Source organism: Mesorhizobium sp. M2E.F.Ca.ET.219.01.1.1 (assembly GCF_004016445.2).
GTDB lineage: Bacteria > Pseudomonadota > Alphaproteobacteria > Rhizobiales > Rhizobiaceae > Mesorhizobium.
This window is the reverse complement of record NZ_SADT02000237.1, coordinates 1-294: the sequence shown is the minus strand read 5'-3', so window position 1 is coordinate 294 and position 294 is coordinate 1. Positions and strand designations below refer to the sequence as shown.

The following is a 294-nucleotide window of genomic DNA, read 5'->3' as shown; positions in this document are numbered from 1 at the left end:
CCTTTTCCTGGGTGGCCGTCAGGTCATCGGCGAGCCCGTCCTGCAGCGCGCCGGCGCAATTGACCACCGCCTGCTGGCCATCCAGTGCGGTCTGCCAGTCCACACTCCGCGTCATGCCGGCGAGGTCGGCCTTCAGCCAGCGCACCTGCGGCATCTTCAGCGCCGCGCGCGCCGGCTCGCGTCCAAGCCCAGTGACCTGGTGGCCTTCCTCCGCAAGTCTTCTTGTGACGGCGGACCCGATGAAGCCGGTCGCACCGAGAATCAGGATGTTCATGCCGGAACTCTAGCTGAAAC

General features: G+C 66.7%; 1 protein-coding gene. It reads right to left on the bottom strand.

What is annotated here, in order from left to right; all coding sequences use genetic code 11:
- Nucleotides 1-274: NAD-dependent epimerase/dehydratase family protein (locus EN862_RS35660; RefSeq protein ID WP_135913340.1), on the bottom strand; the 274-nt coding region annotated here is incomplete at its 3' end.
- Nucleotides 275-294: the final 20 nt, after the last annotated feature.